This is a genomic window from Burkholderia sp. BCC0044, assembly GCF_902832955.1.
Taxonomy (GTDB): Bacteria; Pseudomonadota; Gammaproteobacteria; order Burkholderiales; family Burkholderiaceae; genus Burkholderia.
Map to the genome: position 1 here is coordinate 409,335 of NZ_CADFDO010000003.1, position 25,164 is coordinate 434,498.

The window sequence follows — 25,164 nt, forward strand, 5'->3', positions numbered from 1 at the left end:
CGAGTTAGTGTCAGAATGCCCAGATCCGCGATCAAGAAAATACATTAGAGAAGCAGTCCAATGCTACAAGGCGGGGGCATACAGAGCCTCAGTGGTCGCGTGTTGGATCGCCGTCGCGTTCGATCTCGTGGACAAAATCCGCGAGCTAGCTGCATCCGGAGATGCGATGGCCGCAGAAACCATTGCAACATTTGATCGAGCAAGACAAGACGGCGATGTGCGAGCGGCCCTTTCGTTCGAGAAAGAACTACTGCCAATTGCTCGAGACAAGTTTCAATTCATCTCACACATCGAATTTATCGACCTAGGAAGATTGATCGAAGATCGGAATCGGTGCGCGCATCCGTCGCTGGTTTCTGATACTGAAGTTTTCGAGGCCACACCAGAATTAGCTCGACTGCATATAGTTAATGCTACGCGCTATGTATTAGCCCAACCAGCAGCTCAAGGCAAGCAAGCACTGGAACGCCTTGTGTCAGAATTGGATTCAAATTTTTTCCCTTCAAAAAGCAACGACACACTCGTATTCCTGAAAGCTGGCGCACTCGCAAAACCACGAGAGTCTCTACTGAGAAGCTACCTAAGCATTCTCATAAAGAGAATCTTGAAGGACGAGTGGGACAGCTCCGAAACACATAGCAGAGCATCTAATTCTCTATTTGCACTTTCCGAAATGCACCCTGAGCAATGGAAGCGCCTAATGCGAGAATTGCTGGCAGCACTCATCCCCAACCTTAACGACGACAATCAATTGGTTCGAACGGTAAAATTCATTGGCCACGGGGAAGGAGTACAGCTTTGGGATTTTGTTGGAGAGGCAGATCGGTTACGCCTGAGGACATTTGTCGAGAACTTACCAACCGACTCTTTCGATTCCGTTGAGTATCTTCTTGCGAAGAAAGAACTTCCATTCTATGAATCTTCATTGAAGCGCGTCAAGCGAGCATCAGCCGATGACGTTTTCGGGGGATTCTGGTTTGACACTCCAGAATTAGTGATAGACCGAATGCTAAAAATATATGAAAACTCCGATAGCTTTGCTCAAGCCAATGATCTTGCCAAGAAGCTGCGCTTCGGACTATATGACTCAGAAAACCCAATAGCACATCTGACATATTTGGCAAAAATAGCTAAGAAGAACGACCAAGTAAAATACAGCAATCAATTCCCAATCATAATAAAGGAATTTGTTCAAAAAAAACTTCACGACAAGGATCACGCCAAGCAGCTACTAAAAGAATTTGATCTTGATGAAATTGCAGAACAGATATAATAATTTACGCAAGAAAAATCTTAAATCAAGGTGTAGCTTCCTACAGCTATACAACGGCACAACACATCTACTTTGAGGCATCAGTTCTGGCGCACTTGATAGCGCATACGTACGCGCAGACTTGCGCTCTCGATTCATAGAAAAACGGCCGATTCACGCGTGCTTAGAGGCGCCCCACTGTTGCCACGACACTTCCTGGGGCGGCCTCAGCCGCCCCACAACAACCAACCAATCAGCCCGCCACACCTCGATTCGCCTCAATCACCGTCAGCGCAGCCATATTCACGATCCGCCGCACGGTGGCGCTGGAAGTAAGGATGTTCACCGGCGCGTTGACGCCCAACAAGAACGGCCCCACCGCAACATTACTCCCCGCCTCGGTCTTAAGCAGGTTGTAAGCAATATTCCCCGCATCCACGTTCGGACAAACCAGCAAATTCGCCGCCCCCTTCAACGGCGACATCGGCAGCAGCTTCGCCCGCAGCCCTTCATCTAGCGCACAGTCGCCATGCATCTCGCCATCGGCCTCGATATCCGGCGCCTGCTCGCGCACGATCTCCAGCGCGCGGCGCATCTTCACCCCCGAAGCCGCGCTCCCCGACCCGAAATTCGACCGCGACAGCAGCGCCACCTTCGGCGTCAGGTTCAGCCATTCCATCTGCCGCGCCGCTGCGATCGTGAATTCGGCGATCTGCTCCGCATCGGGGTTGTCGTTCACGTGCGTATCCACCAGCGCGACCGTCCGCTGATCGAGCAACAGAATATTCATCGCCGCGTAGGTCGACGCACCGGGCTTCTTGCCGATCACTTCGTCCACGAACCGCAGGTGATTGTGATACTCGCCCACCGTCCCGCAGATCATCCCGTCCGCGTCGCCGAGCTGCACCATCATCGCGCCGATCAGCGTCAGGCGGCGGCGCATTTCCACGCGCGCCATTTCCTTCGAAATACCGTCGCGGCACCGCAGTTCCCAATACTTCGTCCAGTATTGCGGGAAGCGCTCGTCATATTCCGGATTGGTCACTTCGACGTCCTGACCGAGCCGCAAGCGCAGGCCAAACCGCTCGATGCGCGCGAGCAGCACCTCCGGACGCCCGACCAGAATCGGCCGCGCAAGCTTCTCGTCGACGATCACCTGCACCGCCCGCAACACACGCTCGTCCTCGCCTTCGGTGAACACGATCCGCGCCTTGCCACCGTCACGCACGAGTTGGCGCGCGGTCGCGAACAGCGGCTTCATGAACGCGCCCGAGTGGTAGACGAATTGCTGCAACTGCTCGACGTACGCATCGAGATTCGCGAGCGGACGCGTCGCCACGCCGCCTTCCATCGCCGCCTTCGCCACGGCCGGCGCGATCCGCACGATCAGGCGCGGGTCGAACGGCTTCGGAATCAGGTATTGCGCGCCGAACGACACGTCGTATGCACCGTAGGCCGCCGCGACGACTTCGTTCTGCTCTTCCTCGGCCAGCCCCGCGATCGCGTGCACCGCGGCGATTTCCATCTCGCGCGTGATCGTCGTCGCGCCCACGTCCAGCGCGCCCCGGAAAATGTACGGGAAGCACAGCACGTTGTTGACCTGGTTCGGATAGTCCGAGCGGCCCGTCGCGATCACGACATCGTCGCGCGTCTCATGCGCCAGTTCCGGGAAGATTTCCGGCGTCGGGTTGGCCAGCGCGAGAATCAGCGGACGCGCCGCCATCTGCTTGAGCATCTCCGCCGTGAGAATGCCGCCGACCGACAGCCCCAGGAACACATCCGCGCCGCCGATCACTTCGGCAAGCTTGCGCGCATCGGTTTCCTGCGCGAAGCGCGACTTGGCCGGGTCCATCAGCGTGGTACGGCCGCGATAGACGACGCCTTCGATGTCGGTCACCCACACGTTTTCCACCGGCAGCCCGAGGTCGACCAGCAGGTCCAGGCACGCCAGCGCGGCCGCACCGGCGCCCGACGTCACGACCTTCACTTCCTTGATGGACTTCCCGACCACCTTCAACCCGTTGATGAACGCGGCGGAAACGGTAATGGCCGTGCCGTGCTGATCGTCGTGGAAGACGGGAATCTTCATGCGCTCGCGCAGCTTCTGCTCGACGGTGAAGCATTCCGGCGCCTTGATGTCCTCGAGGTTGATGCCGCCGAACGTCGGTTCGAGGCCCGCGATGATGTCGATCAGCTTGTCCGGGTCGGTCTCGTTGATCTCGATGTCGAACACGTCGATTCCGGCGAACTTCTTGAACAGGACAGCCTTGCCCTCCATGACCGGCTTCGACGCGAGCGGGCCGATGTTGCCGAGGCCCAGCACGGCGGTGCCGTTCGTAATCACGCCCACCAGGTTGCCGCGGCTCGTGAAGCGGTGCGCCTGCAGCGGATCGGCGGCGATCGACTCGCACACGCTCGCCACGCCGGGCGTATAGGCCAGCGCCAGATCGCGCTGGGTCACCAGCGGCTTGCTCGCGACGACCGAGATTTTCCCGGGAGTCGGAAACTCGTGATAGTCGAACGCGGCCTGCTTCTGTGTCTCGGTCTGTTTCATGTTTTCGTCTCGGCGTGGGCGCCAGGCCAGTCCCGGCGCGATCCATGAAGGTGATTCTAGGCATCCGCCATAACGTGATGATTCTGTTTTAATATCGGCTCATAACCTTTTCCTGATGAATACATGACCAGTCAATGAATTTTGACGCAAACGACGTGGTCAGACGGCTCGGCGCGCGTCTGAAGATTCGGCATCTGGTGCTGTTGCTGCAGATCCAGCAGCACGGCTCGCTGACGCGCGTCGCCGAGCACATGGCGAGCAGCCAGCCGGCCGTGACGAACGCGCTGTCCGAACTGGAGAGCATGTTCGGCACGCCGCTGTTCGAACGCTCGTCGCGCGGCATGCGACCCACCGCGCTCGGCGCGGTCGTGCTCGAACGGGCGAAGGCGATGATCAAGGATCTCGACCACCTCGCCCGCGAGATGGAGGCCGTCGCCGCCGGGCATGCGGCCCATCTGCACATCGGCGTGATTCCGTTCATCTCCGGCCAGATGCTGTCGGCCGCGCTGAAGCGGCTGCAAGCGCGCATGGAGCGGCGTCTGACCGTGACGATTCACGAAGGCACCAGCGATCAGCTGCTGCTGCAGCTCCGCGATCACAGCGTCGACATCGTGATCGGGCGCGCGTCGTCGGCGATCGATCTCGGGCAGGTTTCGTTCGAAGTGCTGTACCAGCAGCAGCCGCGCATGATCGCGAGCCGGCGGCTGGCGGCGAAGCTCGCGCGCACGCCGCTGGACTGGCACAAGCTGCACGCGCTCGACTGGATTCTCGGCGCCCCGCATACGCCGATGCGCGAACAGGTGACCGACCTGTTCCTGTCGGCCGGCATCGCGCCGCCCGTGCCAATCGTCGAAAGCTACTCGTCGAAGCTGATCGGCGAAATGATCGCGTCGAGCGACGAGGCCGTGTCGATCGTGCCGGCCGATATCGCGGAGGAACTGGTGCGGATCGCCGGCGTGGCGATCGTGCCTTATTCGCTGGTGTGGACGCTGCCGCCCATTGCGCTGTTCACGCGCGCCGCCGATTCGCGGTCGCCCGCGCGCGATCTGCTCGTCGACGCGCTACGCGAGGTGTGCAAGGAGACGTACGGGGACGCGCAGCGATAACGCGCTACTTGCCGGCGGCGAGGCGGCGCAGGATTTCCGGACGTTCGGCGCTCAGCACGTGGTCCCCGCCCTCGCCCCTGTCGTAGCGCTTGCTCGTACGGTAAGCCAAGCGCTTCGTGTATTGATTGGCGGCGGGATCGAACGCCCATGCGTCGACGTCGAAGAAGTGCTCGCCGAAATGATCCTCGCCCTTGCCCCACACATAGTCGGCCCGAACGAACAGCGGATACGGCGACACCTCCGGCAAGCTCCACATCGCGCGATCGGCCATTTCCGTCTGGGTGACTTTCGGCATCAGGTTCTCGATCTTGCCGTTCGCACCGACCCGCAGCACGGCCACGCGCTCCAGCATCCCGCTGCCGCCACCCGAGAACATCCCCGAGAAGAACACCCACGAGCCGCCCGACGCAATCGGCAGCCGCTCGGACCGTGGATTCAGGCCGAACTGGTACAGCTCCTTCGAAGAATGAGGAAGCGGCGCCGGCGGCATCTCGAAGCACGGCGCACGGTCGGGCAGCACGCAGAGCTTCACGCCGGACAGCGGAAGCCCGTCGCCATCGAGCTTGCCCGCGGCCTGCGTGAAGCGTGGAAATGCGGATTCCGTGGGAGCGGCTTGAACGTAGGCGATGCCGAAGACCGCGATGCTTGAAATCACCGCAAGCGTTTTACCGATCCCGCGCATCAGCCGTCCGCCCGATGACACACCACCTCGATATTGTGTCCATCCGGCGCGATGACGAACGCCGCGTAGTAGTTCGCGTGATAATGCGGCCGCAACCCCGGCGCGCCATGGTCCTTCCCGCCCGCCTCCAGCGCCGCGCGATGGAACGCATCGACTTGCTGCCGCGTGTCGGCCGCGAACGCGATGTGGAGAGGCGCCGGCTTCTCTTCGGTCGGGAACAGACACAGCGAAGACTTGTCGGGCAGACCGATCTCGATCCCGTACGACGGCTCGCCTTCCCCGACGATTTCGACGCCCAGCGGTTCAAGTGCCTTCAGGAAAAACGCCCTGCTGGCGGCGTAGTCGCTGACGCCGAATTTGACGTGGTCAAACATGAGTTTCCCCGGATGGTTGGATCGGTCAGCACGCTGACGTGATGTAGCGATGACCGCAATGTTGCCACATGCGGCGGTGGTCTGTTATCGGCTCAGAATGACCCGTTGCTGCCGTTCAATAACAAGGATGCCGACGGCCGTTTTGGTACCCGGAAGCGAACCCTCATGATGTGGCGTATGAGCTATTGCTGTTCTTTCGCAAGCGAGCGTAGGCTCTACTGCGGTGGCTTCCACTCGCCCGCCCAGAGATCGAAATACTTGAGAGCCGAGATGCGGTCGAGCACGACCTGCTCGCCAATATCGGCGACGACCTCGAACGGGATGGAAATCCCGAAATTGCCTCCCGACAATGGAAAGATCTCGGCGAATGGAGCCGCATTTCCCAATTTCTCAACTACCTCTGCTCGACTCCCGGCGGCAACTACGACTTGAATGCCCATCAGCGCTTGAACTCCACGGTAGCTACGTCGCAGAGCGCTGCCCTGACTTGGTCAATCGTCACTTCGCTCACCGATTGACCGCGAACATCATAGACAAGTTGACACTTCCAGGGCCCCGAAGGCAGATGCGGTCGACCGTGCACGATGCGCGCTCGGTTGTACTCGATGCTTAGACAAGCGGCCTCCGCCGATTCCAAGCTATGGTTGGCGACTAGGACAAACTGGCGTAATTCTTCGTTTACAAATTCGGGGGTGAACATATGGGTCCCGTGAGTGGCCGCAATTGGCTGCGGCCAGAGCCGTTGGGCGCTTCCAATCCGAAACGGTCAGTCGGGCCGCTCGAAAGCTGATGATCATTCGATCGATGCCTGGTGACAGTAACCAAGACCTGAGGTATTTTCGCTAGCCACGAATAACCACCGCGCTACTCCATGAGCCATCGTATTGCATTCTTTTGCGCGCTATTCGCTCCTATTGTGCTCGGCGCCTGTGCGTCCCCTCAATCGAACCGAACCGCTTGGCAGCCTGATAGGGAAGCCCGAATTCGCGTGTATTGGGGGGCGACCGTGTATTTTCAATACAACACGGCTTGTACGCCGAAACAAGGGCTTTGGGGTGGATATCCCGAGCCCAGCCGCCTGGTATCCAAGCCGGGATTCTCCGCAATGGTGAATAAAACTGTCGGGATGCCGCTACCTTCCGACGCCTATCGCTATTATCAAGAATGGATCGTTCCTGCCGGCGAACCCTTGACGATTAGCGCTCAAATTACTGAGGCGACCATGGTCAACGCCAAAGCTTACTGGATAACCTATGCGCCAGGCGCCGGCACTTTTGTCCCCGAAGCGGGTCGGGATTATGAGGTCTTGATAAGCGGCCCCGGTTCCGCGCAGATTCATCTGCGACGTTTGCTCGCCGGCACTGCAGGAGTGGCAACTGAGCCCGTGCCCATCTCTGAAGCGCATGCTTGTCACTGAGCTTCCCCGAGTCCCAAGGAGTCCCCAATACCTCCGCGAATTGTCGACGATTTTCCTCCGAAGATCGAATGGCAGAAACTGGCCGGACGCTGCGCCAATTGTTCGTGCCGCAAACTCGATTATCCCGTGGACCTGCCGAATTCAGCCCACTTCAGCAGCATTCCGGGCGACCTTGGAAGTTCGATGCCCTGCTGCTATCGTCGAGCATTCCTTGACGACTTCGGAGTGGCCGACCAATGCCCCTGATCTTGCGCCGCGCGACGATGGCCGATGCCGCCGCGGTGGCCGACGTCTATCTTCGGTCGCGCGACACGCTGGCATCCTATGCGCCACTCGCGCACGCCGAAGCGGCCGTCCGCGATTGGGTTGCCAACATGCTTGTCCCGTCGGGCGACGTTACCGTTGCCGTGAACGATGGCCACATCGTCGGCATGGCCGCACACGCTGTCACCGACGGCGTGACATGGATCGAGCAATTGTACGTGCGCCCCGAATTCAAACGGCGAGGAATCGGCACTGCCCTGCTGGAATCGGTGAAGTCGCAAACGGACGGCACGCTCCAGCTCCATACGTTCGAAATGAACCGCGATGCCGCTGCGTTTTACGAGCAGCACGGGTTCGTTGCCATTGCGCACAGCGACGGAAGCAGAAACGAGGAAGGCTGCCCCGATGTTTTGTACCGCTTGACGCGGTAGCGCAGCCCTCCGTTCGGTCGCCCCATCCGCCCGTTATCGACCAACGCAGGGCCAGCTCAGCTCAGCATCGCAAACACCGGCTGATTCCTGACGCTCTCACGCTCCAGCATTCTCGCGTACCAGGCTCGAAGCGCTTCGCACTCCTCGGGCACCGGCAGCTTCACGAGCGTCGCGAAGATCAGACCGCCGATGACGGTGATGTCGGCCATCGAGAACGTCTGGCCCGCGACGTACGGTTGCCGTTGCAGAACGGCATCGAAGTAGCGCATGCCCCTCAGCGCCTTGTCGCGTTGACGGAACCCCCACTCCGGGTTTTGATACGTCTCGACGTCGGGCCCCAAGCCCGGTGTGCCGTGATGAAAATAGACGCTGATCGCGTCGAGCAACTCCAGCTCGGCGCGCTTGCTCATCATGTGGATGATGCCCTTTTCGCGCGGCGTGCTGCCGGTGAGCGTCGGTACGCCATCGAGCGTGTCGAGGTATTCGGTAATGGCCGTGCACTCGGCAATACAAGTGCCATCATCGAGCTCCAGCACCGGCAACGTACCCGAATAATTCTTGCCGGCGATGAACTCGGGCTTTTTATGCTCGCCCTTGTAAAGATCGACCATCACGAACTGGACGCGCGATTGCAGCCCCTTTTCGGCCAGCGCGATGCGCACGCGGGTCGGATAGGGCCCCGTCGGGAAATCGTGGATCTTCATCACGGGTAATCGGGTTGTGTCGAAATCGGCGTTACTGGAAGTCATTGCAGAGGCGCTCCATAGTCGGTTGCACTGGATCGGACGACGTGAAAGCACGTCGCCCACGAAACTACCTAACGTTTGTTAGGTTAACCATATAAGGTACAATCCGACGTGTCAACATCCCTTTCCCGTGCGCGGAGACTGAAGCAGTGACGAACGACGCGAGCTCGAACTCGAGAGAAAGAATTCTGGCAGCCGCCACGAGGCTCGCGCAGACGCACGGCTACGGCGGGTTGAACTATCGGGATCTCGCCAACGAGGTAGGAATCAAGGCCGCGAGCATCTACCACCACTTCGAAAGCAAGGCCGATCTCGGCGCAGCGGTAGCGCGGCGTTATTGGGAGGATTCAGCGGCCGCGCTGGACGACATGCTGGCCGGATCGCGCGATCCGCTGGACTGCCTGCGTCGCTATCCGGGTACCTTCCGCAAGGCGCTCGAGACCGGCAACCGCCTGTGCCTGTGCAGCTTCATGGCCGCCGAAACCGACGACCTGCCGGAAGTCGTGATGAAGGAAGTGCTGGCCTTCGCCGACGTGAATGTCGCGTGGCTCAGCAAGGTCCTGTCCGCAGCGGCAATAGTCGGCGCTCGGGAAAGCAAACCGCGGGCGCGGGCCATCTTCGCCGCCATCGCCGGCGCCCAGCTCATCGCGCGGAGTCGCGGCGATCTCTCGCTCTATGACGCGCTGATCGACAATTATCGGAAAGCGGGGCTTTTGCCGGCGTAGCAGGGTAACGGCGACGCGGCTTCAGATGATGTCGAACGTTCGCGAACGCACGATGTTCAATCGCGCGACCCAGGCTCACGTGGATGCCGTCGCCGAAGTTTGCTGCCGGACCGCCACGATCATCAGCGGGTCGAACTGACAGGCTTTTCGTAAAGAGACCAGACGATACCGTCCGTTTTCAACCCAACGCGAACAAAGCCTAACGACTCGTAGTAAGCGCAAAGCTTCGTGTTTTCAGCGCCGCAGTCGAGTCGAAGCAAACGCCGATTCGATCGGCTCACCTCATGCGCGCACCAGTCGAGCATGAAGCTGCCGAGCCCAAGCCCGTTGAAACCTTGCCGCACACAGAGGCCGTGCACGTAACCTGCGATCGGCTCTTGAGGCTCCCAGTGCCTGTCCTCGTCGAAGTCGAGCGAGAACGTTCCGACCAGCGCGCCCTCCTGTTCGACGACGTATACGGCTTTCTCGGCGACATGGTTTCGTACCCACCGTTCGGAGAAGCCGTCGCCTTCCTTGCCCCATACGTAGTCGCCGTGCGCGACCTTCTTGGCATGTGCATCGTTCCGGATCTGTGTCAGCACCGGCACATCGTCTACCGTCGCTCTGCGGACGCTTTTCGACACCATCGCTCGTTTCCCCGTTATGTTGGCGCTACCATCCCGGTGCACCGCATGACTGACCTGACGCTAGCCACGCACCCGCTTTGTCTAGCGCTGCACTAATCATGGCTCACTTGCTTGAGCCACGCGTTCAATTCGCGCGTACGATCACGTGTTCTGTCGATTTCGCAAGTCAGTAGATCAAGATTACGATCCGCGCCTGCCTCGTTTATCAGATACCAAGCGGAACACTCGTCGCCGAGAAAACGGATCCATTGCCGCTGAGCCGCGACAAATTTCACCTTGAGTGCCGGATAGTCGACGTACTCGTCACGTGGCCGAGACAGCGACTTCAAAACCTTCCGGTACGTGCGGTTCAATTCGTCATCCACTCGCTGAAATTCATCTTGACTGCGCTGCAGCAAGCACTCGGGCGCTACGCTATCTGGTGCGCAGCTCTGCGCTTGCGCAGCGGTGAACCACGACAACGTCAGCGCCATGGCGACGCCCGGCGCCACGCGGCGAGGGCTGAACGCCGATGCGCGGATATGCATTCTTGCTCGCATTCTTGTTTTTCCATTCATATGGCGACCCGGAACAATTATCGCGTCGATCGCGTTCGACAAAATCTCCGTCGGAAACCCACGCTCTACGGATGAAAAGTCTCGCCCCGCTTGAGCATGTCGATGAATTCCGCGATCTTGCGCGCCCGTGTTTCCGGCTTCTTGGCGTTCTGTATCCGGAACAGGATCGCATAGCGATTGCGGCTGTTCAGCGTCGCAAAAAACTTCCCGGCTTTCGGATTGGCGTCCAGAGCCGCCTGCAGGTCATCCGGCACGATTGAATTGCCGGCCGACGTATAGGCAGCCTCCCAGCGGCCGTCCTTCCTGGCCCGCTCGATTTCTGACAGGCCGGCCGCGCGCATTCTGCCTGCGGCGATCAGCGCTTCGGCCTTATCCTTGTTCAACTTGGACCAGATGCTTTTCGCCGAGCGCGGGGTGAAACGTTGTAACCAAAATTGCTCGCTCTCGGCCTTCTTTTGACCATCGATCCAGCCATGGCAGAGCGCGCTTTCCAACGCCTCTTGGTAGGTGACAGTTTGCTGCCCCGTACCTTTTTTCGCGAGCCGCAGCCATGCTCCGGTCGACGTGCCGCCGTTCTGCGCCAACCAGCTTTCCCATTCGACTTGACTGGCAAACGTCAGAGCGCCTTCGATCATGTCACCATCCCGAATGGTTGCGTTTTCAACGACTCAAAAGCCGCCGCTCAACGAACGAGCGGCGGCCGCCGGATCAACCGATTCCATAAAACCGCATCAAACAATCCGGTTCAACGCATCGGCAAACCGCTTCACCGCGCCATCGACGTCATGCAGCTTGTCGAGACCGAACAACCCGAGCCGGAACGTCTTGAAATCCTCCGGTTCGTCGCATTGCAGCGGCACACCCGCCGCGATCTGCAAACCGACATCGGCGAATTTCTTCCCGGTGCGAATACCGTCATCGTCCGTGTAACTCACGACGACACCCGGCGCCTCGAACCCCTTCGCGGCCACGCTCCTGAACCCCTTCTCCGTCAGCAGCGCACGAATGCGCTCGCCGAGTTCGAGCTGTTCCGCCTTCACCTTGTCGAAGCCGTATGCATCGGTTTCCTTCATCACGTCGCGCAGCGTCGTGAGGCTGTCCGTGGGCATCGTCGCGTGATACGCGAACCCGCCGCCCTCGTACGCTTCCATGATCTGCAGCCACTTGCGCAGATCGCACGCGAAGCTGGTGCTGGTGGTCGAATCGATGCGCTCGCGCGCAAGCGGGCTCAACATGACCATCGCGCAACACGGCGACGCGCTCCAGCCCTTTTGCGGCGCGCTGATCAGGATATCGACGCCGCTCGCCTGCATGTCGACCCACACGGTGCCCGACGCGATGCAATCCAGCACGAACATCCCGCCGACCGCATGCACGGCATCGGCCACCGCACGCAGGTACGCATCGGGCAGCATGATTCCGGACGCGGTTTCGACGTGCGGCGCGAACACGAAATCCGGTTTGTTTTCCTTGATCGCGGCGACCACTTCATCGATCGGCGCCGGCGCGTATGCGGCTTGCCTGCCCGCTTCGACCGGGCGCGCCTTCAGCACCGTCGTTTCCGACGGAATGCTGCCCATGTCGAAAATCTGCGACCAGCGGAAGCTGAACCAGCCGTTGCGGATCACGAGACACTTCTTGTTCGTCGCGAACTGTCGCGCCACGGCTTCCATGCCGAACGTCCCGCTGCCCGGGACGATCGCGACCGACTTCGCGTTGTAGACCTTTTTCAGCGTGGCGGAAATGTCGCGCATGACGCCCTGAAAGCGCTGCGACATATGGTTGACCGAGCGATCGGTGTACACCACCGAATATTCGAGGAGCCCCTCGCGGTCAACATCGGGAAGTAAACCTGGCATGCTCGCCTCCGGTGAAAGATGAACGATGGAATCAGGACAAGCAGCGTCTTCGATTCGATACTGCTCTGCACCATGCAAATGCGTCATTGCCTCGACGAAAGCCGATTCTAACGAACGCCGCCGGCCGATTGGCGCCTATTTTGTCGGCTGCCGGGTTCGGTATTCATCGCAGCCGCCCGCCCCGCGCGCATCGCCCTGTTCCGTGTAAGGGTTAACGACGCGTGCGGCAACAGCCGCCTAACATGTCGACCAGGCCCTTCACGACGGAAATTTCGATGACCTCCTCTCCCGCATCGTCACCGCAGTCGTCAACCGATCCGGCGCTCGCCGAGCGCATCGACGCGGTCCTGTCCCGCCAGCTCGATACGCAGCGCCTCGTCGGCGCGGTCGTCCTCGTCGCCCGCGACGGCGAACTCGTTTATCGACGCGCGGCCGGATTCGCGGACCGCGAATCGCGTACGCCGATGCGTGAAGACACGCTGTTCCGGCTCGCCTCGGTCACGAAGCCGATCGTCTCCGCGGCCGCGATGGTGCTCGTCGCGCAACGCAAGCTGTCGCTCGACGAAGACATCACGCGCTGGCTGCCAGAATTCCGTCCGGCGCTGCCCGACGGTCGCGTGCCGACGATCACGGTGCGCCAGTTGCTCGTGCATACCGCCGGCCTCGACTATCGCTTCAACGAAACCGACGCGAACGGCCCGTATGCGCGTGCGGGTGTCTCCGACGGGCTCGATGGCGCATCGATCACGCTCGCGGAAAACCTGCGCCGGATCGCGAGCGTGCCGCTGCTGTTCGCGCCCGGCACCAGTTGGAACTACTCGCTGTCGATCGACGTCATCGGTGCACTGATCGAGGCCGTCCGCGGCGAGCCGCTCGCCGATGCGATCGATGCGCTCGTGCTGCGCCCGCTCGGCGCGCGCGACACGGGCTTCGTCGCACGCGATCCTGCGCGGCTCGCCACGCCGTACGTGAACGACACACCGCAGCCGCATCGGCTCGCGGAGAACGAGACGGTGCCCATCGACGAAGGGTTCGTCGGCGTCACGTATTCGCCGTCGCGCGCGCTGAATGCACAAGCGTTCCCGTCGGCCGGCGCCGGAATGGTCGGCACCGCGGGCGACGTGCTGACGGTGCTGGACACGCTGCGCGCGGGCGGTGGCGCGATCCTGCCGGCCGAACTGGTCGACGAGATGGGACGCGTACAGACCGGCGATTTCGAATTGCCGGATCTGCCGGGCGCGGGCTTCGGGATCGGCTTCTCGGTGCTGCGCGACCCGCAGGCGGCCGCGTCGCCGGAATCCGTCGGCACCTGGCGCTGGGGCGGCGTCTACGGGCATTCGTGGTTCGTCGATCGCGCACGCGGGCTGACCGTCGTGTCGCTGTCGAACACGCTCTACGAAGGGATGAACGGGCAGTACACGCTCGATCTGCGCGACGCCGTTTATGGCGCCGGCTGACGCCCGCAACGAAAAAAGGCCCGACAACGTCGGGCCAACGGGTTTGAGACACAAGGAGAATCCCGCCCACCCCATACCGGGCGGTCACGCCGCACTACACTACACGACGTTCTTTTCGACGATCGGCCGGTTTTCCAGCACACGCGCCCAGCCGAGCGACGACAGGTCGAGCGTGTCGTAACGCCCGCCCAGAATGAGTTCACTGACGCCCCGCCCGGTCGCCGGCCCTTGCTGCAGCCCGTGGCCGCTGTAGCCGTTCGCGAACACGACGTTGTCGAGTTCGGGGTGGTAGCCGATGATCGCGTTGTGATCGAACACGTTGTACTCGTAGTAACCGGACCAGCAATTCTCGACGCGCAGCGCCTCGAATTCCGGCACGCGGTGCGCGAGCGTCGGCCAGATCACGTCGTCGAACAGGTCGTGGTCGACTTCGTCGAGCGGCAGGTCGTCGGGGTCGCGATCCGGGCTCGGCGACGTGCCGCAGATATACGTGCGCCCTTCCGGCCGGAAATACACGCCGGTCGGATCGATCAGCAGCGGACAATCGGCGAGCTTTGCCGGCGACGATACGTTGAAGATGCTGCGCCGCCGCGCATACACGGGGATGTCGATACCCATCATCGACGACAGCGTGCGCGTCCATGCGCCGGCCGCGTTGACGAGCGTGTCGCACGCGTAACGCTCGCCGTCGCCCGTCACGACGTGCGTGATCTTGCGGCCGTCGCGCACCACGTCCTTCACGTCGGCCGGCACGTAGCGCGCGCCGAGCGCCTGCGCCTTCTTGCGCAGCGCCTGCACGAGCCCGTAGCCGTCGAACCAGCCTTCGCCGCTCGCGCCATACGCGCCCGACACGAGATCGTCGACGTTCAGCCACGGAAACTTCGCGCGCAGCGCGTCGCCGTCCAGCAGCCGGATATCGGCGCCGAGGCGCGTCTGCAGCGCATGGTTCTCGCGCAGCGTCGCGTCGCCGGCCGGCGTCGCGAGAAACAGGTAACCGCCTTCGTGCAGATCGATCGACGGCCGGTTGCCGTCCACTTCGAGCCGTTCGCCGATCGTGCGCAGGAACTCGATGCCGAACAGCGACATCTCGATCGACAGCGGCGTGGAGAACTGCTGGCGAATCGACGCGGCCGACAGCGCCGACGACGATCTGGCATAGGTGGGGTCGCGCTCGATCACGGTCACGGCGACCGTGGGATCGGTGGCGCGCAGGAAATAAGCGATCGAGCTGCCGATCACACCACCGCCGACGATGACGACTTGAGAACTCACGACTGACTCCGGTTGCACGTAAAAGGCTCAGCGCCTGTGGGTGATGCGTGCCGCGACTCGCGCGGCGTCGCGCGGGCAAACTTCGCGGGCGATCGCTTCGGCTATTTCAGCACGTCCGGCATCGCCGCGAAAGTCCGCGCGCAGGTTGCGTTATGTTGCGTTCAATCCGCCGATTTCGTCGTGACGGGCTGCCACGCGGCGTTCTTCACTTCATACAGCGTCGAGCTCGGGTTCTTCAGGTCGCCCGTGTTCGTGAACGCGATCGTGCCGGTGATGCCGTCGTAGCGCGTGCCCTTCAGCGCGCCGTTGAAATCGACCGGCTTCGTCGAGTTCGCCTTCTGCATCGCATTGATCGCGATCCACGTCGCGTCGTACGCGAACGGCGCGTACGCGAGCATGTCGACGCCGTACTTCTGCTTGAATTTCGTTTCGAACAGCTTGCCCTTCGCGAGACGCGACAGCGGCTGCCCGTATTCCCACACCGACGCGCCTTCGGCCGCATTGCCGGCGAGCCTGATGAAGTTCGCGTTCATCACGCCGCCGCCCGCGAGAAACTGCGCGCGGATGCCGAGCTGGCGCATGCGCTTCACCAGCATCGCGGCCTGCGCGTCGAGGCCGCCGAAGAACACGAGATCGGCGTTGGCGCTCTTGATCTTCGTGAGCTGCGCGCTGAAGTCGACGGCCTTGTCGTTCGTGAATTCGCGCGCGACGATCGTGCCGCCGTTCGCCTTCACGGCCTTCTCGAATTCGTCGGCTTCGCCCTGGCCGAACGCGGTGCGATCGTCGATGATCGCGATGCGCTTCGCCTTCGTCACGCTCGCCGCATACGTACCGGCATTGCCGGCGTTCTGCGTGTCGGTCGCGATCACGCGGTACACGGTGTCGAGCCCGGCGCGCGTGATGTCGGGATTGGTCGCCGACGGCGTGATCATCGGAATGCCGGCCTTCGCGTAGATCTTCGATGCGGGCAGCGTGGTGCCCGAATTGAAGTGGCCGATCACGACGGCCACCTGCGCGTCGGCGAGCTGCTGCGCGGCCTGCACGCCGGTGCGCGGATCGCTCTGGTCGTCCTGCGACGCGACGACGAATTTCACCGGCTTGCCGCCGACGGTCGTCCGCGCGGCATTCGCTTCGTCCACCGCCATCCGCACGCCGTTCTCGATGTCCTTGCCGTACGCGGCGCCGCCGCCCGTCAGCGGGCCGGCCACGCCGACCTTGACGATCGTCTCCTGCGCATGGGCCGCGCCCGTCTGGAATGCGAGAAGCGCGGCGGTCAGTGCGATGCCGGAAAGCGAACGAATGCGGAACGTCATGGCAGTCCTTCTTGTGAGGGTCGGGATGCGACGCGCGATCGGCGCGCGTCGGCAACCTCCTGCGCGCCGGTGATTGCTCGCGCTGCCGCGGCGCCATGCGCGCGACCGGCCCGCCGATCACCGCGGTTCCGTCTCCGAAGAACCTTTCATCGCGAAAGAGGTGAATGGATTGTGGGTAGCCAATACCCGTGCAGCAAACGAAATATCGGAACTATGTTGTGAGGATTTGTCATCAAGTTCCGTGGCCATGGCCGATCCGCGGCCCGTACGACGGTGGGCCGTGGATGGAGGTCTTGCGGGGGAATGGCGGCCGCGCCGCCGGTTCAAGGCCGGCCGTGGTCATGCCGGCTACGCATCATCGTTGCGATGCGGCCCGGCCGGCCTTCGCGACGCCCACGGGAGGGCGTCGCGTCATCGGTCAGTGCCGATCGGTGCCCGTCTGGTTGCGCACCGCATCGGCCGCCTCGCCGGCCTTTTCCTGCAGCTTGCCGGCTTGCTGTTCGGCCAGGCCTTCCGCTTCGGTCTCGCGGTCGCCCGTCACCTTGCCGATTGCTTCCTTGACCGAACCCTTGACCTGCTTGAGCTTGCCTTCGACGCGATTCTTGTCCATGGTCATCTCCTGCGATGGTTTGAGGGAGAGCCGGCGATGCGGCGCCCTCCGTCGCACCGCCGAGTGGACAGGTTCGCAAGCGGGCGCCGCGACAGGTAGATGCGGATGCACCAATCGGCATGGTGCATTCGTACCGCCGCGCTTGTATGTTCAGTCCTTGCCCTTCGCGCCGCCCTTGTCGCCGCGCGCGCCGTTCGCTTCGGCCGCGCCGACGATCCCGCGCTCGCGCGCCCACACGATCGCCTCGCCGCGGCTGTGCACGTCGAGCTTCGCGTAGATCGTCGCGACGTGATTGCGCACGGTGTTCGGCGCCAGCCCGAGGCGCCCGGCGATCTCCTTGTCGGCCAGCCCATGACACAGCAGGTCGAACACGTCGCGCTCGCGCGCGGTCAGGTCGGACAGCTGCGCGCCCGCATCCGGCGCATTCGCGCGCCGCACGTTCGCGAGCTTCTCGATCAGCGTGCGGCTGAACCACGACGCATCCTGCATCGCGGTCTCGATCGCATAGACGAGCTCCATCTCGGTGCGCTTGCGGTCGCTGATGTCGAGCAGCGCGACGAGCAGGCAGTCGCGCCCGTGGATCGCGACGGGGTCGGCCGACACGACGCAATCGCGCACGTCGCCGTCGCGCGTGCGGATCTGCACGTCCGCGTTGCGCACGTTGCCGTCGCGCGCGAGCCGGCCTTCGATGCGCGGCCATACGCCGCGTTCGGCCCACAGCCCGATCTCGTCCGCGGATTTGCCGAGCAGGTCGGCCTGCGCGTGGCCCGTCATCGCGGCAAACGCGTCGTTCACGTCGAGCAGCTCGAAACGGTCGGCCGTGACGATCGCCATCGCGACCGGCGCCATCCGGAAGGCCGTCGCGAAGCGTTCCTCGCTTTGCATCAGCGCGCGCTCGGCCTGCTTGCGCGGCTCGAGATCCATGAACGTGAACAGCATGCACGCCTCGCCGTTCATGTCGATCGGCTGCCCGGCGACGACCACCGCCTTGGTGCTGCCGTCGGCCAGTTTCAGCACGGCTTCCATCTGCGGGATCGTCGCGCCTTCGCCGAGCCGCTCGATCGCCAGCTCGCGCCGCTCGGCCTGTTCGAGCACGTCGATCTCGTATACCGAGCGGCCGAGCACGTCATCGCGCGCGTGGCCCGTCATGTCGAGAAAGCCCTGGTTGACCTTCACGTAACGCAAGTCGTCGAGCCGGCAGATCACGGCCGGTGCGGGATTCGCGTTGAAGGTGCGCTCGAAGCGTTCCTCGGCGCTCGCCCATTCGGTCGCGTCGTGCAGCACGAGCGCAAGGCAGTCGGGTGCGCCGGCCGCGTTCGTCAGCACGAGGCTGCGGATGCGGTGCACCCAGCTCACCGACTCGTCGGCGGCCGATTCGACCTCGACCGTCACGTCGCTGAACTCCTCGCCGGCGATCACGCGATCCATCGGATAGTGGCCGTCGCGCACCGGATGGTTGTTCCGGTAGCGCAGCCGGAATCGCTCGCGGTATTCGGTGACGTCCGCGCCGAGCGCCTTCAGCTCGGTCACGCCGTGCATCGCGAGCGCGGCCTCATTCGCCCAGACGATCCGCTGGTCGGGCTCGATCAGGATCACGCCCTCCGTCAGCCCCGCGATGATCTGGTGCAACTGGCGCCGGTCGGTATGCGACTTGAGCACCTGTTCGTCTACTGGTTCGTTCATCGATTCGTTGTCCCTGTCGTCTACATGAGCGGTCAACAGCGCACGGCCCGGGCGCCCGTTGCAGCGTGACGCGCCGGCCGGCGAGTGCGGCGATGATCACGTGCGGCGCAACGGCGCGACAGGCGCGGATGCACTATCTCAAATAGTACATTCGTACGCCGCCTGCATTTCGTGCGGCGCCCCGCCGAACGGTGCGATGCGGCCCGCGCACCCGCCACACCGCGTTGCCCGGGTCATGGTGCACGTCGCGTGCCCGGCCGTGCGTTCCGTCCCCCGGTGCAAACGCACTAGCCGATCAGGTGAATTTGCGCGATGTCCGCTCGCGTTCGCGTCGGTACGCTGGTACTGCATCGGCGCTCATGCGCTGCCCTTTCATACCGCAGAGGAGGACATCCGGATGAAATTGCAACAGACACCCGATCCGACGCGGCCCGAGCCGGCCCCTGACCATCCACCCGAACCGGCGCCCGGCACCGATCCGCCGGTGCCGCTGCCGCCCGACGTGCCGCGCCCGGACATGCCGCCGCGCGAGCCCGGCTACGACACGCCGATCGCCCGCTGAGCCCCAGGCGCGCATCGGCCTGCACGGGAACGATCCGTGCTCACCCACTGATTGATTCAACCCGCCAATCGAAGGAGAACATCAATGAACAAGACCTCGCACCTTTCGACACTGCTCGCCGTCAGCGCGGCCTTCCTGCTTTCCGCCGCCCCGCTCACGAACGTGCACGCCCAGGCCTCGTCGACCGACAGCGGCATGGCGAGCGAATCGAATCAGCCTGTCACCGACACGTGGATCACGACCAAGGTGAAGAGCGAACTCGCGACCACCAAGGGCGTGGAAAGCACCGACGTCAGCGTGAAGACGGTGGACGGCGTCGTCACGCTGACGGGCGTGCTCCCGACCAAGACCGCCGTGAAGAAGGCCATCGCCGTGACGCGCGCGATCAAGGGCGTGAAGCACGTCGACTCGTCCGGCCTGAAGGCGAAGGCCTGAGCTACCACGCGGCGGCCGACCGCCGCACTTTTCTCCCCTTACACCAGGAGCACACCATGAACGAAGACAAGATCAAGGGCCAGTGGAAGCAGCTCACCGGCAAGCTGAAGGCCAAGTGGGGCAAGCTGACCGACGACGATCTCCAGGTCGCGGAAGGCAATCGCGATTATCTGGCCGGCAAGATCCAGGAGCGTTACGGGATCGCCCGCGACGAAGCCGAGAAGCAGTTGAAGGAATTCGACCGCGAGCTGTAACGCGCAGGTCGTTTCACCCCGCCGCGACGCGCGCCGCGTCGCGGCCACGAGGAGGACAACGACATGGGCAAATACCTGATCGCCTGGCTGCTCGGCGTACCGATCGGGCTGCTGGTGCTGTTTTATCTGATCACGCACCTCTTCTGATGCACGCGACGCGTCGTCAATGAAAACGGGCCGACGGCTGAAACCAGCCGCCGGCCCTTCTCTTTTGCGTGCGGTACGTGACGCGTCGCGCTTACTTCGCCGCGTTCGCCGTCATCTTGAAGATGCCCTGCGCGTTGCCCGCGTCGAAGCGCAGGTCGGTCACCCAGCGACGCGACGCCTGGTCGAACGTGCGCTTGCGCGTGATGAACTCGTAGAACGAACCCGGCACGTTGCGCTTCACCGTGCCGCCGTCGCGGGTACGGAACTCGCGCTCGACGGTATCGGCGCGATAGGCCGTCTGGAACACGCGGCCCGAGCGCGAGCGCTCGACTTCCGGCTTCATCGGCCGGCCCTTCGCCTTCTCGTCGTCGGACAGCTTGAACACGTCGGCGACGCGGTCGGTCGCGTGATTGAACGCGTTGCCTTCGGTCGCGATCCACGCCATTTCCGCCGATTCCATCAGCAGCATCTCGTAGTCGAGTTCGTTCGGCACATCGTGCTGGCGCGCGAACGCGCCGACGATTTCCGGCAGCAGCGCGTGCGCGGCTTCCAGCGACAGCCAGCCTTCGCGCTCGACTTCCCACAGCAGCGCGACGGCCGCCGGCGACAGCGGATCGCGCGACGAGCTGACGACGTGCGTCACGGCCTGCTGGAATTCCTTCGAGAAACGCTCCGGATGCAGTTCGCTGACGAAGAACTGCGCGATTTCGTCCGGCGCGTCTTCATGCGCATACGCGCGGCCGGTCATGCCGAGCTTGTCGAGCGGGTAACGGCCGTTCAGGCGGAAGCCGAGCGGGCGCAGGATGCGCGTGAACGCGGCCTCGCCCGGCGGCAGCGCGCCCGTGTGCGGCCAGCGCACCGTGCGCAGCGCGCCGTGGTCGAAATGGACCGAGCCGCCGCTTTCGATCGCGTCGGCCGTGTACGCGCGGCCGTTCGCCGAACGCTCGAGCAGCCCTTCGAACAGCGCCATGTTCATCGCCTGCGCGATTTCCGCGCGCGTCACGACGCCGTCTTCCCATTCTTCGAGGATGGCCGGCATGTTCAGGGTCGAGAACAGGGCATCGGTCTTCGCCTGTCCCAGCAGCTTCGTCAGCAGGCTGTCGATATTCGGATTGCGCATCAGGATTCTCGTGTCGGGACCCGCCGGCAAAACGTGCCGGCAACGCGTCGGCCGGCCGCCCGCGGGCGCCTGACCTTGCACGGGAAGCATTATTCAAAGGGTTGCGGCGGGGCGTAAAGCGAGATTAAATTGATACGTGATGAGTTTTTGGAATTATCGACCGCTCCTCGCGGGCGCTTCACCCCGGGGCCGCACGGGTCCGTTCATCAGACAAATCGAGCATCATGCGCAAATTCAAGATCCCCAACATGGGCGCGCTCGTGGCTTTCGAAGCCGCCGCCCGCCACGAGAGCTTCACGCACGCGGCCAAGGAGCTGTTCCTGACCGAAAGCGCGGTGTCGCGGCAGATCGCGACGCTGGAGGCGAGCCTCGGCGTGCGGCTGTTCGCACGCGTGAAGCAGCGCGTCGTGCTGACGCGCGCCGGCAAGCTGTACGGCACGCAGGTGCGACGCGCGCTGGAATCGCTCGACCGCGACACGCTGTCGATCATCGCGCACGGCAGCGGCGGCGGCTACCTGGAACTCGCGGTGCTGCCGACCTTCGCGTCGCACTGGCTGATCCCGCGCATCAAGAGCTTCTACGATCGCACGCCCGACGTGCGCGTGAACATGGGCAGCCGCACCGACCTGTTCTCGTTCGAGGACACGCACTTCGAAGCCGCGATCCACTACGGCAAGCCGACCTGGCCCGGCACGTCGTCCGACTACCTGTTCGGCGAGGAAGTCGTGCCGATCTGCTCGCCCGCGCTGCTGAACGGGCCGGTCGAGCGCGTCGAGGATCTGCTCGCGTATCCGCTGCTGCACTCGACGACGCGCCCCGGCGCATGGGCGCAGTGGTTCGAGACGCACGGCGTCGAGGACATCCGCACGATGCAGGGCGTGCGCTACGAGCTGCATACGATGCTGATCAGCGCGGCCGCGGCCGGGCTCGGCGTCGCGCTCGTGCCGAAGTTCTTCGTCGAGGAACAGTTGCAGCAGCTCGGGCTCGTCGTGCCGTGCGATGCGGCAACCGTCGGCGATTCGGCGTACTACCTCGTGTATCCGACGGAGTTCAGCCACAGCAAGCCGCTGGAATCGTTCCGCAGCTGGCTGCTCGAACAGGCGAGCGCGTATGCGGCGCCGGAGCTCGCAGAGAACAACGCCGATGAGGAAGACGACGAGGACGTCGAGTAACCGCGCCGTCGCGCCGGCGTCATCGCGTAGCGGCGTTGGATACGTGCCGCGCCGGCGCGTCGGCTGAAACGATCTTTACCAGCAGCGCGCGGGCGCGGCCGGTCATGCTCGGCACATCAAGCGCGTTGCCGATCATGGGCAGCGAGGTGCGGATCATCATGACGAAGACCCGCACCGTCGCGCGCCGCGTGCGTTACATGTGCCACTTCACCGTGGCGGTCAGCGTGCGCGGATCGCCGGGCATGTTGTACAGGTCCGCGTTGCCGTGCGCGGCGATGAAGTAGCGGCGATTGAACAGGTTGTCGAGCGTGAGCGTCACGTCGACCTTCTTGCTGCGATAGCCGGCGCCCAGGTTGAACACCGTGAACGACGGCAGCGTGACGAGATCGCTCGCCGACGTGTAGCGCGCCGACTGGAACTGCATGCCGGCCGCCGCATAGAAGCCGTACGGCAGCTCGCGCTTGAGCCACAGGTTCGCGCTGTGGCGCGGCATCAGCCCCGGCGTGTTGCTCGACACCGCGAGGCCGGCCGCCGTCGATTGCGCGGAACCATCGACCGTGCCGTTCAGGTACGCGTAACCCGCATACACCGACCACTTCGGCGCGATCTCGCCGGTGAAGCCCAGCTCCATCCCGCGCACGTGCTGCGTGCCGATCGGCAGCGCATAGCCGGGATTCGCCGGGTCGCCGATCTGCTGGTTGGTCTGGCGCATGTCGAACAGCGCGACGCTGGCCGTCGCCTTGCCGCCGAGGTCGAAACGCGAGCCGACTTCATACGCGGTGGTCTTCTGCGGCGCGAGCGCGGCGCCGTTCGAGAACGCGCCGGAACTGATCAGCGTGTCGGCCAGCGGCGAGAACGACTGGCTGAACGACCCGTACAGCGTGAGCCAGTCGAGCGGTTCGTAGATCAGGCCGACGCGCGGGCTCCACGCGTGGTCGGTACGGTCGAGATTGACGTTCGACGACGTGTAGTCGTGGCGGATCTGGTTCAGGTAGTCGAAGCGCAGGCCGGCGAGCACCTTCCAGTGCTCGGTCAGCGAGATCAGGTCCTGTGCATAGACGCCCGCGAGCCCGACGACGGTCGACGCGTTCGTCTTCGCGCGCGTGCCGATCGGCACACCGGGCAAGACGACGGCCTGCGGATTGAAGAGATCGTAGGTCGCGACCTTCGTCACGCTGTAGATCGTGTCGAACTTCTGCTGCTGCGACAGTTCGAGCCCGTACAGCAGCTCGTGGCGCATGCCGAACAGCGACGTCTTCTGCGTGAGCTCGAACAGCCCGTCGATGCCGTGATCGGTACGCTGGCGCGTCGACTGGTCGAGCGTCACGACCGGGTGCGCGGCGGTCTTGATCGGCTCGTACGTCACGTAGTTCTTCCGCTCGAGCGAGAAGTCGTACGCGCGGATCGCGCCGTGGAACGACAGCGAATCGTTGAAGCGGTGATCGAGCGACACCGTCGCGCTTTTCGCGGAGACGTCGTTGTACGAACTGTTCACCCCGTCGGCCGACCCGTAGTACGTGTTGATCGGCACGTCGACCGGCCGGCCGCGATACGCGGGCAGCCCCTGGTCGGACGTGCGGCGGTCGTGCAGGTAGTCGAATTCGACGTTCAGCACCGTGTCGCTGTCGAGCTTGAACTGCGCGGACGGCGCGATCGCCTGCCGGTTGAGCTGGAACTGGTCGCGGAAGCTGTTCGAATTCTCGGCCGCGCCGGTGATGCGAAACCGCGCCGCGTCGTTCGCGTTCCAGCCGAGGTCGAATTCGCCGCGCCGCTCGCCGCGCGTGCCGAGCGTTACGCCGACGTCGTTCACCGGGTTCGCCTGCGGCCGCTTCAGCACGCGATTCACGATGCCGCCCGCCGAGCCGCGCCCGTACAGCACGGCCGCCGGCCCCTTCAGCACCTCCACGCGATCGACGTTCGACAGGTCGCGGTAGTACAGCGCGTCGTCGCGAATGCCGTCGACGTACTGGTCCGTGATGCTGTTGAAGCCGCGGATCGTGATCTGGTCGCGCTGGCCGTCGCCGACCGAGAAGCCGACGCCCGGCACGTTGCGCAATGCGTCCTGCAGCGACGTCGCGTTCTGATCCTCGATCACCGCGTGCGGCACGACGTTCACGGTCTGCGGCACGTCCATCAGCGACATGTCGGTCTTGGTCGCCGCGCGCGAATGGCCGCCGTCGTACGACGCATGCTCGGCGGCCGCGTTGACGGAAATCGCGGGCAGGGTCGCCGCGGCGTCGGCCGCCTGCGCAAACGAAGTGCGGGCGCCGGCCAGCGACGTGGCGATCAGAAGCGCATGGCACGCGCTCGTGTTGAGTTTCATCGTGAACGTAGAAGAGGGTGAAGAAAACGGCGAACGAGGGCACGCCGGCACGCGCGCATGTCACGCGGCGAATCAGCCGACGCAGCCCTTTGCGCAAAGACGACGACGCGCGTGGAGGATCGCCCCGCCGCGCCGGCCGGCGGACGAACGGCCGGCGCGGATCGCTGCCGGCCGGCGTAACCGGCACGAAAAAAGCCGTGACGCCCCGTCACGGCTCGTAATG

At 63.4% G+C, this 25,164-nt stretch carries 26 protein-coding genes; 10 read left to right on the forward strand and 16 right to left on the reverse strand.

Features of this window, described 5'->3' with window-relative positions:
- The first annotated feature begins 166 nt into the window (after window positions 1-166).
- On the forward strand, window positions 167-1,273 hold the full coding sequence (locus HWX14_RS18855) for a hypothetical protein (protein ID WP_175883941.1): 1,107 nt from the start codon (window positions 167-169) through the stop codon (window positions 1,271-1,273).
- A gap of 232 nt (window positions 1,274-1,505) precedes the next feature.
- Here HWX14_RS18855 and HWX14_RS18860 read toward each other — a convergent pair whose 3' ends face one another.
- Window positions 1,506-3,806, reverse strand: a complete 2,301-nt coding sequence (locus HWX14_RS18860) for an NADP-dependent malic enzyme (RefSeq protein ID WP_175883942.1) — start codon at window positions 3,804-3,806, stop codon at window positions 1,506-1,508.
- 134 nt (window positions 3,807-3,940) lie between these two features.
- On the opposite strand from HWX14_RS18860, the gene HWX14_RS18865 reads away from it, so the two are divergent.
- Window positions 3,941-4,912 (forward strand): LysR substrate-binding domain-containing protein, encoded by a 972-nt coding sequence (locus HWX14_RS18865; RefSeq protein WP_175883943.1) that lies wholly within the window; start codon window positions 3,941-3,943, stop codon window positions 4,910-4,912.
- Between the two features lie 4 nt (window positions 4,913-4,916).
- On the opposite strand, the gene HWX14_RS18870 is transcribed toward HWX14_RS18865, so the two are convergent.
- The 3 genes from HWX14_RS18870 to HWX14_RS18880 all read right to left on the reverse strand — a co-directional run bounded on the left by HWX14_RS18870 (window position 4,917) and on the right by HWX14_RS18880 (window position 6,408).
- A complete protein-coding gene (locus HWX14_RS18870) occupies window positions 4,917-5,594 on the reverse strand; it encodes a hypothetical protein (RefSeq protein WP_175883944.1) in 678 nt (225 codons plus the stop codon).
- Window positions 5,594-5,968, reverse strand: a complete 375-nt coding sequence (locus HWX14_RS18875; RefSeq protein ID WP_175883945.1) for a VOC family protein — start codon at window positions 5,966-5,968, stop codon at window positions 5,594-5,596. The genes HWX14_RS18870 and HWX14_RS18875 overlap by 1 nt, the downstream gene beginning before the upstream one ends.
- Before the next feature lie 215 nt (window positions 5,969-6,183).
- On the reverse strand, window positions 6,184-6,408 hold the full coding sequence (locus tag HWX14_RS18880; protein WP_175883946.1) for a hypothetical protein: 225 nt from the start codon (window positions 6,406-6,408) through the stop codon (window positions 6,184-6,186).
- Between the two features lie 431 nt (window positions 6,409-6,839).
- Between HWX14_RS18880 and HWX14_RS18885 the strand changes: the two genes are divergently transcribed.
- Window positions 6,840-7,385, forward strand: coding sequence for a hypothetical protein (locus HWX14_RS18885; protein ID WP_175883947.1), 546 nt, complete (start codon window positions 6,840-6,842; stop codon window positions 7,383-7,385).
- Window positions 7,386-7,621: 236 nt separating this feature from the next.
- Window positions 7,622-8,080 (forward strand): GNAT family N-acetyltransferase, encoded by a 459-nt coding sequence (locus HWX14_RS18890; protein ID WP_175883948.1) that lies wholly within the window; start codon window positions 7,622-7,624, stop codon window positions 8,078-8,080.
- A 56-nt stretch (window positions 8,081-8,136) separates the two neighbouring features.
- Here HWX14_RS18890 and HWX14_RS18895 read toward each other — a convergent pair whose 3' ends face one another.
- A complete protein-coding gene (locus HWX14_RS18895; protein WP_175884617.1) occupies window positions 8,137-8,829 on the reverse strand; it encodes a glutathione S-transferase in 693 nt (230 codons plus the stop codon).
- Window positions 8,830-8,975: 146 nt separating this feature from the next.
- On the opposite strand from HWX14_RS18895, the gene HWX14_RS18900 reads away from it, so the two are divergent.
- Window positions 8,976-9,551 (forward strand): TetR/AcrR family transcriptional regulator, encoded by a 576-nt coding sequence (locus HWX14_RS18900; RefSeq protein WP_175883949.1) that lies wholly within the window; start codon window positions 8,976-8,978, stop codon window positions 9,549-9,551.
- A gap of 122 nt (window positions 9,552-9,673) precedes the next feature.
- Here the strand turns inward: HWX14_RS18900 and HWX14_RS18905 are convergent, their stop codons facing one another.
- The 4 genes from HWX14_RS18905 to HWX14_RS18920 all read right to left on the reverse strand — a co-directional run bounded on the left by HWX14_RS18905 (window position 9,674) and on the right by HWX14_RS18920 (window position 12,593).
- Window positions 9,674-10,177 (reverse strand): GNAT family N-acetyltransferase, encoded by a 504-nt coding sequence (locus HWX14_RS18905; RefSeq protein WP_175883950.1) that lies wholly within the window; start codon window positions 10,175-10,177, stop codon window positions 9,674-9,676.
- Between the two features lie 92 nt (window positions 10,178-10,269).
- A complete protein-coding gene (locus HWX14_RS18910) occupies window positions 10,270-10,704 on the reverse strand; it encodes a lysozyme inhibitor LprI family protein (RefSeq protein ID WP_244130263.1) in 435 nt (144 codons plus the stop codon).
- A gap of 95 nt (window positions 10,705-10,799) precedes the next feature.
- On the reverse strand, window positions 10,800-11,369 hold the full coding sequence (locus HWX14_RS18915) for a YdeI/OmpD-associated family protein (protein ID WP_175883952.1): 570 nt from the start codon (window positions 11,367-11,369) through the stop codon (window positions 10,800-10,802).
- A gap of 96 nt (window positions 11,370-11,465) precedes the next feature.
- A complete protein-coding gene (locus HWX14_RS18920) occupies window positions 11,466-12,593 on the reverse strand; it encodes an aminotransferase class V-fold PLP-dependent enzyme (protein ID WP_175883953.1) in 1,128 nt (375 codons plus the stop codon).
- Between the two features lie 275 nt (window positions 12,594-12,868).
- On the opposite strand from HWX14_RS18920, the gene HWX14_RS18925 reads away from it, so the two are divergent.
- A complete protein-coding gene (locus HWX14_RS18925) occupies window positions 12,869-14,050 on the forward strand; it encodes a serine hydrolase domain-containing protein (RefSeq protein WP_175883954.1) in 1,182 nt (393 codons plus the stop codon).
- A 99-nt stretch (window positions 14,051-14,149) separates the two neighbouring features.
- On the opposite strand, the gene HWX14_RS18930 is transcribed toward HWX14_RS18925, so the two are convergent.
- From HWX14_RS18930 to HWX14_RS18945, 4 genes are all read right to left on the reverse strand, one after another.
- On the reverse strand, window positions 14,150-15,322 hold the full coding sequence (locus tag HWX14_RS18930; protein WP_175883955.1) for an FAD-binding oxidoreductase: 1,173 nt from the start codon (window positions 15,320-15,322) through the stop codon (window positions 14,150-14,152).
- Window positions 15,323-15,483: 161 nt separating this feature from the next.
- Entirely contained in the window at window positions 15,484-16,635 is a 1,152-nt protein-coding gene (locus HWX14_RS18935) for a branched-chain amino acid ABC transporter substrate-binding protein (protein ID WP_175883956.1), read from the reverse strand.
- 418 nt (window positions 16,636-17,053) lie between these two features.
- Window positions 17,054-17,245 carry a CsbD family protein gene (locus tag HWX14_RS18940; protein WP_175883957.1) on the reverse strand — a complete coding sequence of 64 codons (192 nt, stop codon included), beginning with the start codon at window positions 17,243-17,245 and terminating at the stop codon, window positions 17,054-17,056.
- Between the two features lie 150 nt (window positions 17,246-17,395).
- Window positions 17,396-18,928, reverse strand: a complete 1,533-nt coding sequence (locus HWX14_RS18945) for a helix-turn-helix transcriptional regulator (protein WP_175883958.1) — start codon at window positions 18,926-18,928, stop codon at window positions 17,396-17,398.
- A 397-nt stretch (window positions 18,929-19,325) separates the two neighbouring features.
- Here HWX14_RS18945 and HWX14_RS18950 point away from each other — a divergent pair, with 397 nt between their 5' ends.
- The 3 genes from HWX14_RS18950 to HWX14_RS18960 all read left to right on the forward strand — a co-directional run bounded on the left by HWX14_RS18950 (window position 19,326) and on the right by HWX14_RS18960 (window position 20,179).
- Complete coding sequence (locus HWX14_RS18950) at window positions 19,326-19,490, forward strand: hypothetical protein (protein ID WP_162838130.1); 165 nt, start codon at window positions 19,326-19,328, stop codon at window positions 19,488-19,490.
- Window positions 19,491-19,574: 84 nt separating this feature from the next.
- Entirely contained in the window at window positions 19,575-19,925 is a 351-nt protein-coding gene (locus HWX14_RS18955) for a BON domain-containing protein (protein WP_175883959.1), read from the forward strand.
- A gap of 56 nt (window positions 19,926-19,981) precedes the next feature.
- Entirely contained in the window at window positions 19,982-20,179 is a 198-nt protein-coding gene (locus HWX14_RS18960; RefSeq protein ID WP_006479804.1) for a CsbD family protein, read from the forward strand.
- Window positions 20,180-20,417: 238 nt separating this feature from the next.
- On the opposite strand, the gene HWX14_RS18965 is transcribed toward HWX14_RS18960, so the two are convergent.
- A complete protein-coding gene (locus HWX14_RS18965) occupies window positions 20,418-21,446 on the reverse strand; it encodes a DUF1338 domain-containing protein (protein ID WP_175883960.1) in 1,029 nt (342 codons plus the stop codon).
- 224 nt (window positions 21,447-21,670) lie between these two features.
- Here HWX14_RS18965 and HWX14_RS18970 point away from each other — a divergent pair, with 224 nt between their 5' ends.
- The gene (locus HWX14_RS18970; RefSeq protein ID WP_175883961.1) at window positions 21,671-22,618 is read left to right on the forward strand and encodes a LysR family transcriptional regulator; all 948 of its coding nucleotides are present in this window, start codon (window positions 21,671-21,673) and stop codon (window positions 22,616-22,618) included.
- A 19-nt stretch (window positions 22,619-22,637) separates the two neighbouring features.
- Here HWX14_RS18970 and HWX14_RS18975 read toward each other — a convergent pair whose 3' ends face one another.
- Both HWX14_RS18975 and HWX14_RS18980 read right to left on the reverse strand, forming a co-directional pair.
- Complete coding sequence (locus HWX14_RS18975) at window positions 22,638-22,778, reverse strand: hypothetical protein (protein WP_175883962.1); 141 nt, start codon at window positions 22,776-22,778, stop codon at window positions 22,638-22,640.
- 33 nt (window positions 22,779-22,811) lie between these two features.
- Window positions 22,812-24,941 (reverse strand): TonB-dependent siderophore receptor, encoded by a 2,130-nt coding sequence (locus HWX14_RS18980; protein WP_175883963.1) that lies wholly within the window; start codon window positions 24,939-24,941, stop codon window positions 22,812-22,814.
- Window positions 24,942-25,164: the final 223 nt, after the last annotated feature.